The organism is Terriglobia bacterium (genome assembly GCA_020072565.1).
GTDB lineage: Bacteria > Acidobacteriota > UBA6911 > UBA6911 > UBA6911 > JAFNAG01.
The window spans coordinates 62,398-76,652 of the sequence record JAIQGI010000020.1; the positions used below are offsets into that span (position 1 = coordinate 62,398).

9 protein-coding genes are annotated in these 14,255 nt (G+C 59.1%); 2 read left to right on the forward strand and 7 right to left on the reverse strand.

Annotation, left to right across the window (positions count from 1 at the left end; all coding sequences use genetic code 11):
* Positions 1-129: 129 nt before the first annotated feature.
* The gene (locus LAP85_13965; protein ID MBZ5497503.1) at positions 130-1,746 is read right to left on the reverse strand and encodes a radical SAM protein; all 1,617 of its coding nucleotides are present in this window, start codon (positions 1,744-1,746) and stop codon (positions 130-132) included.
* A gap of 230 nt (positions 1,747-1,976) precedes the next feature.
* Between LAP85_13965 and LAP85_13970 the strand changes: the two genes are divergently transcribed.
* Positions 1,977-4,685: a M20/M25/M40 family metallo-hydrolase gene (locus tag LAP85_13970; GenBank protein ID MBZ5497504.1), complete on the forward strand. Its 2,709-nt coding sequence runs from the start codon at positions 1,977-1,979 to the stop codon at positions 4,683-4,685.
* Positions 4,686-4,773: 88 nt separating this feature from the next.
* Here LAP85_13970 and LAP85_13975 read toward each other — a convergent pair whose 3' ends face one another.
* From LAP85_13975 to pruA, 3 genes are all read right to left on the reverse strand, one after another.
* Positions 4,774-5,820: a peptidylprolyl isomerase gene (locus tag LAP85_13975; GenBank protein MBZ5497505.1), complete on the reverse strand. Its 1,047-nt coding sequence runs from the start codon at positions 5,818-5,820 to the stop codon at positions 4,774-4,776.
* Between the two features lie 432 nt (positions 5,821-6,252).
* Entirely contained in the window at positions 6,253-6,768 is a 516-nt protein-coding gene (gene tpx / locus LAP85_13980; protein MBZ5497506.1) for a thiol peroxidase, read from the reverse strand.
* Between the two features lie 117 nt (positions 6,769-6,885).
* The gene (pruA, locus tag LAP85_13985; GenBank protein ID MBZ5497507.1) at positions 6,886-8,517 is read right to left on the reverse strand and encodes an L-glutamate gamma-semialdehyde dehydrogenase; all 1,632 of its coding nucleotides are present in this window, start codon (positions 8,515-8,517) and stop codon (positions 6,886-6,888) included.
* A gap of 189 nt (positions 8,518-8,706) precedes the next feature.
* Here pruA and LAP85_13990 point away from each other — a divergent pair, with 189 nt between their 5' ends.
* Positions 8,707-9,609: a PilZ domain-containing protein gene (locus LAP85_13990; protein MBZ5497508.1), complete on the forward strand. Its 903-nt coding sequence runs from the start codon at positions 8,707-8,709 to the stop codon at positions 9,607-9,609.
* 249 nt (positions 9,610-9,858) lie between these two features.
* Here LAP85_13990 and LAP85_13995 read toward each other — a convergent pair whose 3' ends face one another.
* From LAP85_13995 to LAP85_14005, 3 genes are all read right to left on the reverse strand, one after another.
* A complete protein-coding gene (locus LAP85_13995; protein MBZ5497509.1) occupies positions 9,859-11,850 on the reverse strand; it encodes a molybdopterin biosynthesis protein in 1,992 nt (663 codons plus the stop codon).
* On the reverse strand, positions 11,801-13,102 hold the full coding sequence (locus LAP85_14000) for a molybdopterin molybdotransferase MoeA (protein MBZ5497510.1): 1,302 nt from the start codon (positions 13,100-13,102) through the stop codon (positions 11,801-11,803). Before LAP85_14000 ends, LAP85_13995 begins: the two co-directional genes overlap by 50 nt.
* Positions 13,103-13,244: 142 nt before the next feature.
* Positions 13,245-14,141: an HD domain-containing protein gene (locus tag LAP85_14005; GenBank protein MBZ5497511.1), complete on the reverse strand. Its 897-nt coding sequence runs from the start codon at positions 14,139-14,141 to the stop codon at positions 13,245-13,247.
* Positions 14,142-14,255: the final 114 nt, after the last annotated feature.

Here is a 14,255-nt window from a genome sequence, read left to right on the forward strand (position 1 = left end):
CCAAGGCTCAAAGAGATAGTAAAGGAAACGCGCCGGATGCTCTCCGTTTCTCCGTGGTAAATCCAAGATGCGTCAAAGCGGAGATGCGCCGGCATCTCCGCTTTGGGGACTGGCAATCTGCAGGCCAGCTTAGATGATTTCCTGGCCCTGCGCTTTCCTGCGTCTCCGGTATTCTTCCGCCGGTATCGAGAATTGATCCTCGATGGTCGTGCGGTGCACGAGGCCGCCGTTGTAAGCGCAGAAAGGAATGATCCGGCCCGCCGGAGTGGCATAGTGGATGACGCAGCGCCGCACGCGCTCCAAATCGTAGTTGTAGGCATCCATAAAGTGCATCCCCGCCACGAGCAGGGTTTTGTTCGTGTACGTGCCGTCCTTTTCGCCCCGACCGGCTTCCTTGTCGAAAAAGCCGTCGAGAGTCTGCAGGAAACGGGTGAAATCGAGGCCTGCCGGAGCCTTGTCCTTCTTGTAGTGTTTCTGCAGCTGGTAGAACGCGTTCATCTGGGCGAAGCGCCTGAACCGGCTGGCCTTGGTCTTGGCAGCCTGGATCTCGATTTCCTTGAACATGCCTTCGACATCCGTAAAGCGCGTGATCGGGATCGCCTTGCCGGTGCTTTGCTCGATGAACAGGTAGGTACCGAGCGAGCAGTGCGGATGGCAGGTGATGTGAACAGTGTCCGCACCCCGTACCGAGCTGATGATTTTCGACACCGGCTGGACAAAGCTCAACGGATACCAATCGTCTTTGGTCGCGATCCCCGTCTGTTCCTCAATGCAACGAACCAGGTCGGGCAGGGTGAAACGGAGTTTCAGGCGCTCTTCATAGTTGATCCGGCCGGTAATGGCGACGGGCTGATAGCTAATGCCGCTCGAGACATCAATGTTGTCGAGGGCGAACTTGAGGATTTTACCGACCTGATCCTCGTTGATCCCGCCGGCAATCGTCGGTACATAGACGATTTTGATCCCTGCCTTACGGACCGCCTCGACAGTCTTCAACTTATATTCCAGCAGATTACGGCCGCGCGTCTGCTTGTAGACATGATCGTCCACGCCGTCGAACTGCAGGTAGATCGTGTGAAGTCCTGCTTCGGCGGCACGCATGGTGAAATCAGGGTCCGCAAACCGGATTCCGTTGGAAGCGACCTGGATGTGACTGAACCCCAGCTGTGTCGCCCCACGGAGGATCTCCAGGAAGTCGGGGTGGATCGTAGGCTCACCACCGGAAAACTGGACGAGGCGGCCTGCCACCGGCTGCTCCCCCCGATAAAGCCGCAACATCTCCATGACTTGGTCTTTGCTCGGCTCGTAAACTTTGCCGGTCACATTCGAGTTGGCAAAGCAGATCGGGCAGGTCAGATTGCAGCGATTGGTCAAGTCGATGTTGCCCAGCGAAGTGTGGCTGGCATGACGCTGGCAGATGCCGCAGTCGCGCGGGCAGAGCTCGCTATAGGTATTCGGGTTGGACAGCCCTTTGCCGTCGCCGAATTCCCATTTTTCCGCTTTCAGATAGAGCTCGACGTCGGACCAGTACAGATCCTTGCAGTAGCCGTGCTCCGGGCAAGTCTTGTCCATATAGACCTTGCCGTCCTCAGCGAACAGGCGGGCTGCGATCACTTTGCCGCAGTCCGGATCCGGACAGATCGATTCGACCCGCTTGGGAAGGCCTTTAGTGATGTTGTTGGTAGGCACGCCGCTATAGGTCGTGTTGAGCGGTTGCCTGACGATTTCCTTATCCACTGTTGCCATGTCTGGACGGACCTCCATTTCCGGTACATTTATAGGCAATCGTTCCGGAGTAGTAAACAGCTATCTTAAACCACCCACCCCGGGGCGTGGCAAGTGTTCCCAGCCAAAATGATGGATATTCCCGGGTTCAAGTGCTACGCTCAGCCTCTCCGACAGGCCGAAAGGCGAGCCGTCTTTTTTTCAAAGGCTGGAATTGTACCAGCGCGACCCCAAAAGTGCGAGGTGCGATCGTGAAAAAGTTGTTTTCCCTTTTTCTCCTTACAGTTGCGTGTATTTCGGTGGCGGCCGGTCCGGATTTGCTTGACGAGCGCTGGGAACGCGCATATCAGGCATGGGACAGCGGAGACTACATCACCGCCCTGCGCGGGTTTGAGTCCCTATTGAAGGGCCCGGATGCCGACCGGTGGCTTGAGCGCATTGCCCTCGTCACGGGTGAACTGTATCAGGACACAGAACTTGCACCCGATGGCCGCACGCCCCGGTTCAGCGCGTCAGGTCGCTACGCAGCGTTTGAGAACGGCACGCGTCCTGCGGTGGTCACCCATATACTGGACGTCGAGCGTCAGTTGCATAAGGTCGTCGACATCCAGGGAGAAAGCCTCGTTTTCTCCCCCACGCGTGATACGGTTGCTTATTTTCGAGTGAAGGACACGCAGGAAATCTCGAACTTACGCAAGGAGATCGAGGCCCTCTCCAAGGCCGCAACCCAGGACCGGCAGACGCTTACGGCAAAGCAACGACAGCTTTCCGCACTCGAAACCAGAAGCATGGATCTCTTCCTTCGCGATCTTTCCTCCGGCAAGGAGCAGCGACTGGACGATGACGGACTTCTCAAGGCTGGGCTCGCCTTCAGTGCCGACGGCCGCGAAGTCTATTTCGCCGGAGCCAGAGAATCCGATACCTCCTCAAACGAGATTTACGCCGTGTCCGAGTCCGGAAGGCCGCATGCGCTCACCTCCGGGCCCGGCTTCAAGATCAACCCGATCATGGTTCCCGGAGGCAAATATGTGATCTACACCTCCTCGGCGCAGTCGCCGTTCCCTCGACCTGGAACGGGAGATCAGACGGGTCGTGGCGGTCAAGGCGCTGCTCCGGCAGCGGCAGCCGGCGGCCGTGGCGGGGGTGGAGGCCAGGGTACCGCTCCTGCAGGAGCAGCCGGCGGTCGGGGCGGCGGGCCTCAAGGCCGGCGCGTGGAGTTTGCGGTATTAAACCTTGTGGATGGCAAGTCAACCAGATTCACCGGCTCGGCAGCCCCGTCCATTTCGGCCGAGGGCTCCGCACTCGCCTTTCCCGCCGGCAGCGGCACCGAATACAACATCCAGGTTTTGAAACTCAGCGAGCCGCTGAACCCGGTTGCAATCAGAAAATCTCAAGACAGGATCGGATCGGCGGCGCTCTCTCCCGACGGCTCACGCATCATCTTTGAAATGCCCGTATCCCGCGAGAAGAACACCGAGATCTATTGCATCAAGTCCGACGGTACCGGCGAAGTCAGGGTGAGCCGTGAGATCCAGCCGGATTGGGGACCGCGGTTCCTCAGCGGCAGCAAGGTTCTCGCCATCAAAGGCGAGCGCCGCCACGCCCGCTCCTATCTCTACGATCTCGACACATTGAAAAACTTCAAGCTGTTCCACAACAATACGGTCCGGACCATCGCCCCGGAGTACGAATGGGTGGCAAACCCTGCCGGCAACCTGATTCTGATCGTGGCCGACCGCGATGGGGACACTATCTCCCCGGAACGCGGAATTTACCTCCTGGATCTAAACCGGAAGATCACCCGGGACGGCCTGCTGACCCGCATCCAGACCGATCTCGCGTCCGAACAGGCTCTTCGCATGTCGGGCGAAGCGATGTACCGCCCCATTGCCGGCAAAGTCAGAGCGGTCACGGACCAGGTATCGATCTGCAAGCTCTACGAGTATCAAGAGTCCTTGTTCAATTTTGACGTCAAGGCCATCGGGCAGCCGGGAAACAAGCTGGCAGGCGATTACATCTACAACACGTTCTCGTCGTTCGGATATCAGCCGGAGTACCAGTGGTTCGACGCCAGAGGCAATATCAGGACCGCCAACATCCTGGTAACCCTGCGCGGCACCGAGAATCCCGAGCTGATCTATGTGCTCGGCAGTCATTACGATTCTGTCCCCGCCGGGCCCGGCGCCGACGACGACTCAACCGGGATCGCGGTCCTGCTCGAGGCCGCGCGGGTGCTGGCCAGGACCCCCATGCCGGCGACGATTGTCTTTGCGGCGTTCACAGGCGAGGAAGCCGGCGATCTCGGCAGCCACGAGTTTGTACGGCAGGCGCAGGAGAAGAAGGTGCAGATTCTAGGGGCGCTGAACAACGACATGATCGGCTGGACGAACGATCACCGGCTCGACAACACCATCCGCTACACCAATGACGGCATGCGGAATCTGCAGCATGCCGCCGCCTTCCTTTTTTCCAAAATGATCACCTACGACGCCCGCTACTACAAAGCTACGGACGCCGCGGCCTTCTACGACGCATACGGCGACATCGTATCAGGGCTGGGCTCCTACCCCGTGCTGGGGAACCCCTATTACCATCAGTCAACCGACCTGCTCGAAACCGTCAACCACCAACTGGTGACCGAGGCAGCCAAGATGACCACAGCCTCGATCATGCTCCTTGCAGCCAGCCCAGCCAGGGTGACAGGGCTCAAAGTCGAGAGTGTCACGAGTGATGCTGTCGAGCTCGCGTGGGCGGCTGCCCCAGAAAAAGGGGTGGCTTCCTACACGGTGGCATACGGACCGGAGAGCAATCCCATGGTACGGACCCTGACAGTAAAAACACCAAGGGCCCAGATCACCGGATTAAAGAAGGGCGAAAAACTGATGATTGCGGTGAAGGCGGTAAACACCCGTGGGCTGTCGGGATGGGATTGGGCTCACACAACCGCAACGCCTCAATAAAAGTGATGATGAGTAACGAGTTATGAGTGAGGAGTGAGTGGTTGGGGTGACGCGCGCTCCCGACTGGTCGCCACTCCCCACTCATCTCTCATTTGACGGCGTGGCGCTTGTTCCATTCCTCGTCGGTCATCAGGGTCTCAATCTTGACCTTGGCCTTGAGTTCGTCGACGTGCTTTCGGGTGGCTTCCTGCCTGGTCTTTTGCTCCAGGAACTTCAGGATTTCCGGCTTGACTTTTTCGAGCGGCGTTTTCACTGCCGCTTTGACCTCGATGACGCTGATCAGATGATAGCCGAATTCGGTCTCCACAATCGGGGTCAGCGTTCCCGGTTTGGCGGTAAACGCTGCTTCTTCGAGCGGAGGTATCAGATCTCCGCGTTTGAAGGTGCCGAGATCCCCCCCGCTCTGGGCATTTTGCTTGTCATCGGAATTCTTAGCGGCAGCTTCCGCAAAAGTGATTTTCTTGTTCTCGATGTCGGCACGGATGTCATCGAGTTTTTTCTTGATCGCGGCCTTTTGTTCCGGCGTGGCAGCCTTATCTACTTTCATGAAGATGTGGGCGGCGTGGACCTGCGGGGGCTCTTCAAAGTACTTGGGGTTTTCGTCGTAAAACTTCTGGACCTCGGCATCGGTAACGGGCGGAAGGTCTTTAAGCGCCTGTCCCAGCACCTGTTGGATCAGGACGCTGTCTTCGATGGACTTGCGCACGTCGGCCTCTTTGAGCCCCTGGGCCTGTATCGCCTTCTGGAACGCGTCCTCCGTCTGGAATTGTCCCCTCAGAGACTTGTAGGTCTCTTCGATCTTGGCCGGGTCGGCGACGATGTTCTTCTCTTTGCCTTCATTCTTCAGCAGAACGCTTCCGATCAGCGTTTCAAGGGCATCTCTGTAATAGAAGGTGTCTTTCTGGAGCAGCTGCTGAGGGGAGGCCTGCTGCTGTTGAGCCCGCGCTATCTGGTTGATGGTGTTCAGAACATCCTTTTCTGTGATGGATTCGCCGAGCACCTTGACAACAACATCATCCGTGGCAGCTTGCGCCGCGGCAGGAGGTTTCACATCCTGGTTAGCCTTCTCTGCCGATCCCGTCAGCGGCAGGCAAGCCAGCAGAGCAGCAACCAGTACCATGGATCGTCGGATCATCGAATTAGGGTCTCCTGAAGAATATTGGATTCTATCGTCAATTGCTCGGAACGCGTCCGCGTATCGTTTGGCTCGATCGATGAGAAGTCGAATGGAGGCAAGTGGCTACGCGCGGATACCGGTTTATTGTCCATCGAGGAGCCCCGCAAGTCAATGCGACATGGCCGTCGCAGCAACCCGGGGATCGGGTGAAGGACAGGATATTGAGTGATGGATGCGTAAACGGGCCGCCGTCTGCGGGGGGCGCACCCAGACGCATGAAAACTACATCGAGTCTCAACAGCTCAACGCAAACGACGTGAAGCGTTCCCGGTCAAGGCAAAAAGCGCTCTGCTCTCTCTGCATTAATCTTTCGCTCTTCTAAAGTACATTCGAAACAGACGTTTCGGTTGGGCCTCGACCAGGGTGTCACCCAACACCAATACCCAGCACTCAATGCAGGAGGGCCTTGAGCGCAGCGAGCGCACGCTCGTAGTTGGGTTCGTTCACGATTTCCGGCACATACTCCACGTAACGGATCGTGTCCTTGTCATCCACGATGAAAACGGCTCGGCTGGACAGGTGAAGTTCCTTGATGAGGGTGCCGTAAGCCTGGCTGAAGGAACGATCGTAGTAATCTGAAACGATCTTTATTTTGTCGATGCCGGCGGCGCCGCACCAGCGCTTCTGGGCAAATGGAAGATCCACGCTCACGGTGACGATTTCGACCTTATCCCCCAGTTTCGCAGCTTCCATGTTGAACCGGCGCGTTTCCGTATCGCAGACCGGGGTGTCGAGCGAGGGGACGGCGCTGAACAGCCGGATCTTTCCTTTGGTGTCGTCGAGGGTGAACGGCTTTAAATCCAGGGTGCGCGCTGTAAAAGCGGGAGCCTTGTCCCCAACTCGGAGTTCGGATCCAATCAGCGTGAGCGGGTTCCCTTGAAATGTGGTTCCATTCGGTCGTTCCATTTTCATAAAAGAAGCCTTCTGAATATCGAATATCAGTAAACAGCGACTTGGGACGATAGGCAACAGGCACCGGATAGCCCAACCTGAGCGCCCCCCTGGCAGGAATGCAGATCCGGCCTATTCCTCACCCATGAAAGGATAGGCGAAATGCCGCGGTGGTACAAAATTTTCCTTGATGGCCCGCGGCGACGTCCATTTCAACAGGCTGAGGGCGGAGCCCACCTTGTCGTTCGTTCCGGAAGCCCGGCCGCCGCCGAAGGGTTGCTGGCCCACCACGGCGCCTGTCGGCTTGTCATTGATGTAGAAATTGCCGGCCGCATGACGCAGGCGCTCGCTCATCTTGACCGCAACACGCCGGTCGCGGCAGAAGATTGCACCGGTGAGGGCGTAAGGACTGGTGGTGTCGCACAGTTCCAGGGCTTCATCCAACTTCGCATCATCGTAAACGAACATCGTCAGCACGGGCCCGAAGATTTCCTCGGACATGAGCTTGAAACGCGGATTATCCGTAAGGACCACTGTGGGCTGGATGAAGTAGCCTTTCGAGCTGTCACCCTTCCCGCCGCATAAAATCTGGGCCTCGCGTGATTCCTTCGCATAATTTATGTAGCCCATGATGGTGTCGAAGGCGGCGCGATCGATGACCGCGTTCATGAAGTTGCGGAAGTCCACCGGATCGCCCATGCGGATCTCGGCAATGTAACCCAGCATACGATCCTTCAAGCGCGGCCATAAAGAGCGCGGGACATACGCGCGGGAGGCTGCCGAGCATTTCTGCCCCTGGTATTCGAATGCGCCGCGCACGAGCGCCGTTGCCAGTTCATCGACATCGGCGGAGGCATGGGCAAATACAAAGTCCTTCCCGCCGGTCTCGCCGACGATGCGTGGATAGCCCCGGTAACGTCCGAGGTTGCGGCTCATCGTTTCCCAAATGGCATTGAATGTGCTGTTCGAGCCGGTGAAGAAGATCCCCGCGAAGTCGGAGCTGTTGAGAACCGGATCGCCCACGTGCCCGCCGCGCCCCGGGATGAAGTTGATGACACCCGGAGGAAGGCCGGCGGCCTCCAGCAATCTCATGATGTAATACCCGGAGAGCACTGCCGTGGAGGCGGGCTTCCACAGCACCACGTTCCCCATCATGGCCGGGGCGGTCGCCAGATTTCCCCCGGTGGAGGTGAAATTAAAGGGGGTCAATGCAAAGATGAAGCCCTCGAGCGCGCGGTACTCGACATAGCTCCATGTTCCCTCCGAACTGGACGGCTGGTAGTCGTAGATGAGACGCATGTAGGCCGTGTTGAAGCGATAGAAATCAATCAACTCGCAAGCCGCATCGATCTCGGCCTGATAGACGCTCTTGGACTGGTTGAGCATTGTGGCCGCATTCAGCGTGTCGCGCCAGGGTCCGGCCAAAAGTTCGGCGGCCTTTATGAAAATCGCAGCACGGGCTTCCCAAGACATCTCGGACCAACTCTGCCACGCGCTGCGCGCGGCCGACACTGCCTTTTCCACTTCTCTGGCGCCGGCCTGATGGCACACCGCCAGCACATGCCCATGCTCGTGCGGACAAACAACTTTGATCGTCGATCCGGTGCGAATTTCTTCCCCGCCTATGATGATCGGGATCTCAATCTCCTCGTTCGACATCTCGAGGAGCTTGGCTTTGAGCGATGCCTTTTCGGGGGATCCAGGCGCATAACTGCGGACCGGTTCGTTAACGGCTTCGGGAACTCTCAGAATGCTGTTGCTCACTTTTTCGCCTCCACTATCAGGATACGGCCTGAGCAACGCTTGGGCAAGGTTCCGACCTCCTCAGGTGATTTCCCGAAGAATCAACAGCTTGCCCGGATCCGGCGCCCAGACTGAATGCCTATCATCCTCGTGCTATAATGCATCTACCCGTAATGATTGATTGGGGATTGCTTTCGGGGGGGGAGTTACTTGCGGCGCACGTCGTCAACTGGCACCACGATTAATGTGCTGTTCATTACGGCCGATCTCACGGAGGCGGATTACCTGGTATATGAGATCCGGGCAAGAGCACCCAACATACATCTGGAGGTGTTCCCCGGCGTCCAGCGGGCGATCGATCATTTCAAGGCCGGGTGTCATGATGCCGTGCTTGTCGATCACCGCCTGTCCGATGCAGACCGGTCAGAGCTGATCGCATACATCCAACATCTGGGACTTGCTACGCCCATAATCCTCATTTTTGGACCCGACATAGATAATCCCACGATTCGCATGCTCAGAGCGGGCGCCGATGCACATGTTGTCAGAGGTCCGAACTTTGTCAACGAACTCCCGGTTATCATCCAACAAGCTCTCGCCGGCTCTCAATCCGAAGCCAAGGCCTCAGCCCTGAAATCATCACCACTGAAGGGGGACAGTCTTAAACCGGAAGGCCCGGGACCGGAAAGCACGGCCCGCACGCCCGCCAGTCCGCCGGCAGGAGCCACGGCAGCCCCAACCGGCCGCCAACGTTCCGTTTCGGACCGGCGCATATCGCAACGTCGGGAAGTCCGTATCCCTTGCCGTTTGGAGTGGCATGGGAATTCGGGCGCCGCATGGATCCACGATCTGTCTGAAGAGGGGGCTTTTCTCGAAACTTCAGCCCTGATGGCGGCAGGCAGTGAAATAGTAATCCAATTTGATGCTGCCGGCACCGAAGTGCGGCTGGAAGCCACGGTCACGCACCACGGCTGGTATCTGAGCACGGATCGAAATTTCGACGGATTTGGAGTCCAGCTCCGAAATCTGACACCGGATTCAAGGCGGATACTTCAAGAATTGCACAGTAAGAGCACCAAACGGGCCCAGCCCAAGACCACTCTGGAACGCTGAGGCTCAGCAAGTTTGGCGCCGGAGTTGGGAAACCTGGACCTGGACATCCATCTCACTCTCCGCCCGGTTCCAGTGGGAGGCCCCAAGCGATTATCTCAGGCTTGTGAGCAATCGCCAGCCGCATTGCCTCCCGGTAGTCGATCTCTCAACGGTATCCAGGCTATGGTCATGCCCTCTGGTGCGCTCTAATCTTCATCAACCAGGGCGGGTTCTACCACTTGTTCCTGCTTTCAAGGAAGAGTCTTGTGCTTAATCCGCCACGATTCGGCCGGTCTCCTCGACCTCATAACCACCCATGGCGAGGACCTGTTTGATGAATTGCTCAGAGCGGATGATTTCGAGCAGGAGGCGCATGCGATCGTCGTCGAACAGGGCGACCGGGATGACAAGGTCGTAGCGCTCGCGGGTTAAGGGAATGAAGCCGAGATCCAGCGCTTTAGCCGCGGCCAGGACACCCAGCCCCACGTCTGCCCGTCCCGATGCGACCGCCATGGCCACGCTCATGTGCGTGTATTCCTCGCTTCGGTACCCGAGGATCGCAGCCGGATCGATGCCGGCCTTTTGCAGTTCATAGTCCAGCAAGATGCGCGTCCCGGAACCTGCCTGCCGGTTGACAAAGGAAACATCGGAGCGCGCCAAGTCCAAAATGTGCCGGACGTTTTTCGGATTGCCCTGCGCGACCATGAATCCCTGCCATCGGTGCACGAGAGTCATCAGGGTCACGGCTGTCTGCGGCAGATAGTGCCGGATGTAGGAGCGGTTGTAGTCGCCTGTCTGCTCATCCAGAAGGTGGGATCCGGCGAAGTGGGCAATCCCCTTTCCGATCGCGAGCAGCCCGCCCAGGCTTCCGACATTGCTCGAGGATATCGTGACCGTGCCACCCGATTTTTCTTTGATCAGGCTCGCCAGCAGATCGATGGTGAGGTCGTGCGAACCGATCGCAAGCAGCCTGTTACCCAGGGCCTGCCTGGGGGTGAGAAGTTCGACTTCCACCCTCTCGCCCTCGGAATAGCCGGTGATTTCCGGGGCGATGCGCAGAATCCCGTCCGCGCGCACCAGGGAGGTCATCATTCCTGCCCCGCCGGCCAGAGGGAGAGCGACAACCCGGTCTCCCACCTTGCCGAGGATGACCCGCACATGCTCCTCCAGGCCGGGCTTGGAGGGGAGTTTGCGGCCGATGACTGCCTCGATTTTCTCCGAGTCCGGCGCCGCTACGCCCTGCATGCGATACAGCAGCGGCCGCACAAACTCGCGGAAAGAGATCACCGCGGAAACGGGATAGCCCGGGATGCCGACGACCGGTTGGTCGTTCACCGCTGCGAGCAGTGTGGGTTTGCCCGGCATAACCGTGACGCCGTGAACGAGCAACTCGCCCATTTCGCTCAGGAGCGACGGCGTGTAGTCTTCAGACCCGGCCGAAGAGCCTGCGATGATCAGGATAAGGTGGTATCCGGCAGCCAGCCCTGAAGTCACGGCTTCCTTGATCTTCACAGGATCGTCGGGCACGGTCGCACCGACGACGGCCCCGGCTCCGCACTCGGCGACCATGGATGATAGGACCTGGCCGTTCACCTCGACGATCAATCCTGGCTGCAGCGGGTCCTTTGCCTCTTCAGGCAGCACGATCTCACCGCCGGTCGGGATGATGAGCACGCGCGGCTTTTGAAAGACTTCCGCCGAGAGTATCCCGGCCGCGAGGAGGGCGCCCTGGTCATACGCGCGGATCCGGTGACGCGCCGGAAGCAGGATTTCGCCGACGACAATGTCTTCGCCCGTCTTGCGAACATTTTGCCATGGGTATGCGGCTTCCCGGATCTCGAAGCAACCATCCCCGGATTCCACCTGCTCGATCATCACCACGGCATCGGTCCCCTCGGGAAGGGGAGCGCCGGTATTGACGGGGATTGCCTCCGTGCCTGCGCTCATGGAAACCGGGTGTTCCGGCAGTGCGCCGAAAGTTGCGGCCGCGCGCACGGCGACACCGTCCATGGCCGCCCCATGGTAGGCCGGCACCGACCTGGCGGCCTTGACCGGACCTGTGAGGACGCGGCCCAGCGCTTCCCTGACCGGCACGATTTCCGGCTCCATGAGTAAATCCTTGAAGCGCGTGAAGAAGATCTCCTTGGCCTCGCCCAGCGGTTTCAGTTTGCGATAGATCTGTCGGTGGCGTTTCACGGAGGCGATCCTCTCCTTACATCCGGATGACTTCGACGACCTCTCCCTGGGCAAATCCTTCCACATGCATGGGCACCACGACAATCCCGCTCGCCTTGACCATCGTGGACAGCATCCCGGATTTGCCGAATACCGGCTGGGCGAAAAATCCGCCATCGGAGGCTTCCTCCAGGAAAACACGGACGAATTCCTCGAGCCCGACGGTAGAGTGGATGGAGGTGGATAACACGGCTTTCACGCGTTGCCCCAAGGGGCCCTTTTCCAGCCTTCCGCCCTGCAGGTACTTCAGAAAAGGAGCCAGAAAGGCCTGAGCAACTATCAAGGCCGACACCGGGTGTCCGGGCAGGCCGAATATCGCCTTGCCTTTCTGCCTGGCCAGAAGCGTGGGCTTTCCGGGCCGGATCGCCACGCCGTGCGCCCGCACCTCAACCCCGGGGAGTGCGGCAACCACATCCACCATCAGGTCGCGCGTGCCCACGGAGCTGCCGCCGGAAACGACCACTATGTCGGCCTGGGCCAAACCGTTTTCGAGAGCTCCACCAAGCATCGCGCCATCGTCGGGAACAATATCAAAGCTCTTCGGCTCACCATCCACTGCCCGGACGAGGGCGGAAATCGAGTAGGTATTCGCGTCGCGGATTTGGCCCGGCTTGGGCGTCCGGTCAATGGGGACAACCTCATCGCCGGTGGAGATGACCGCCACCCGCGGCCGCCGATAAACCCGAACGTGAGTGACACCCAAGGCCGCGAGCAGTCCGAGTTCCTGAGGTCGCAAGGCCCTGCCCGCACGGATTACCGATTCGCCGGCCTTGACGTCTTCGCCCTTCTCCAACACGTTCGTTCCGACCGTCAGAGGCCGGGTCACCTCGACGCGGTTTCCGCCGGCCGGGTTAGTGTACTCCACCATGACGACGGCGTCGGCGCCTGCCGGCAAAAAACCGCCTGTAGGTATGTGCGCGGCTTGCCCCGCCCGGATGGCGAAGTCGGGCATCGTACCCATCTCGACCGCCGCCACGACTTCGAGAAGAGCGGGCATCGAATCCGAAGCGCCGAACGTATCTACCGCGTGCACCGCATAGCCATCCACGGTCGAGCGCGCCCGTTCGGGCAGGTCTTCGGTTGCGACCACATCCTCGGCCAGGACGCGACGCAGCGATGCCCCCAACGAAACACGCTCGGACGCAAGCCTCGGGAAGCAGCCGAGTCGCTCGACAAACTGATCGCTGGTGATCACTTTAAGAAATTCAGGCAAAGCATTCTCCCGACGACGAATTAACCAGCGATATGCACGGCTGGGCGTAGTCGCGGCCGATACCATGAACCACGAAAGACGCGAAAAAAATCCTTTCGTGTCGTTCGTATCCTCGGCGAAGAGCCAAGGCGCAACCAGGCTTGCGCGCTCCAAGGACTTCGTAGCGAGTTCATCAATCGAGCGGTCATCATCGCACTTGTCGAATCCATTACCCAGCGATCTCAGGAAGGCAGAAGGACGTTTCAAGCTGCCCGGCGCAACCCCGGCAGGTCCAATCGACAATGAGCTTCCGGCACTTGACCCCCCGTTCCGTAGTCCAGGTCCGCTGCCAGCGGCCGCCGCACCGCGGACAGGTCCGGGAAGCGACAAGGCGGACCTCCAGGGATCGTTTCTTCCTGGTGGGATGAGGCACGCGCATCCGCCGGACTTCAAGATCCGCGATTCCTGCATCCCGAAGGTCGGCAAGAAGCGAATCGAAAAACTTCAAGGAGTCCGCCGCTTTTTTCGCAGCCAGCCGCCGGCCGGCGGCTGTATGCATATTTGAAGGGAGGCAGGCCGCATAGGTGAGCTCCTTGCTCAGATGCCCGAGGACGGCGGATCCGAGCGTCCGGCCGCGGAGCGCAGACTTGACGAAAAAACTGGCGACACCCAGAGCGCCGAACTTGGAGAGAAAGTCAGCGTCATGAATGATCCGGGCGACGGCGTTCTTGGCAGCTTTCTCGCTGTACAGGGCCCGCAGCCCGGAAATGACGCGGTTGATGTCCGCCGACCTCATGCCGAACCGGCGCAGGAGCGGCTCGGCGATGCGAGCGGATTCTTCCTCTTCCGCCCCGGCGTCCTCGTGGTATCTTCCTCCCGCGAACTTCCCGGCATCATGAAAGAGCGCGGCAACCGCTGGGATCACGGGATCCAGATTTTCTGCCAGAGCCAGCCGGTGCGCCAGGGAAGCCACGTGCGTGGTGTGCTCCCAAAGAAAGCTCTCGGAAGAGCGGGATCCGCCATCATATTTCTGCTCGGACTCACGGATGACTTTCCTGACTTCCTCAGTCAATCCGGGAAACCGGGAGTCGACCACCCCGGAATAATGGAGCTTCTGATCTGCCATGGCGCTGCGATTATCCCGCGGCCCCGCCGACCCCGTCAAGGCAACCGACAAACATGCAAACCACGAGAAAAGGGCTTTCGTGGGTTTCGTGGTTTGATTTCTATCGGGTGTGCT

Coding starts and splice junctions, on each gene's coding strand:
- LAP85_13965 (MBZ5497503.1), bottom strand. CDS start 1,746: ATGGCAACAGTGGATAAGGAAATCGTCAGGCAACCGCTCAACACGACC.
- LAP85_13975 (MBZ5497505.1), bottom strand. CDS start 5,820: ATGATCCGACGATCCATGGTACTGGTTGCTGCTCTGCTGGCTTGCCTG.
- tpx (MBZ5497506.1), bottom strand. CDS start 6,768: ATGGAACGACCGAATGGAACCACATTTCAAGGGAACCCGCTCACGCTG.
- LAP85_13995 (MBZ5497509.1), bottom strand. CDS start 11,850: ATGTGGAAGGATTTGCCCAGGGAGAGGTCGTCGAAGTCATCCGGATGT.
- LAP85_14000 (MBZ5497510.1), bottom strand. CDS start 13,102: ATGGTATCGGCCGCGACTACGCCCAGCCGTGCATATCGCTGGTTAATT.
- LAP85_14005 (MBZ5497511.1), bottom strand. CDS start 14,141: ATGGCAGATCAGAAGCTCCATTATTCCGGGGTGGTCGACTCCCGGTTT.